Source organism: Pseudomonas sp. 51_B (genome assembly GCF_017491595.1).
GTDB lineage: Bacteria > Pseudomonadota > Gammaproteobacteria > Pseudomonadales > Pseudomonadaceae > Aquipseudomonas > Aquipseudomonas promysalinigenes.
In genome coordinates, this window is the sequence record NZ_JAFGYW010000472.1 from 1 (window position 1) to 431 (window position 431).

Here is a 431-nt window from a genome sequence, read left to right on the forward strand (position 1 = left end):
TTTATCACCTAACCTTATTAGCATAGCAAAGCTTGCGCGGGACGAACACATCGCCGAACAAACCCTATATAATTGGCGTCATCAAGCTAAAAGCCAAGGGAAAGCCGTGCCGACCAACGATAAAACCAAAGAACTAAGCCCAGAAACCAAACTCACCATCATTATTGACACCGCTAGGCTTAATGAGACTGAGCTTGCCGAATACTGTCGCACTAAAGGGCTCTACCCTGAACAAATCACCCAATGGAAAACCCAGAGCTTAACAGGCTTTAGCACAAGCGAACAACAAACCAACCTAAATCGCAAACAGCAACAAGCTGACCAAAAACAAATCAAACAACTTAAACAAGAAATCAAACGCAAAGACAAAGCGCTTGCGGAGGCAGCCGCCATACTGATCTTGCGAAAAAAGCTCAATGCCCTATGGGGGG

At 45.5% G+C, this 431-nt stretch carries 1 protein-coding gene; it reads left to right on the plus strand.

What is annotated here, in order from left to right; genetic code table 11:
• A partial coding sequence (locus J5M56_RS25785; protein WP_207938155.1) for a transposase occupies nt 1–431 on the plus strand: 431 nt, incomplete at both ends.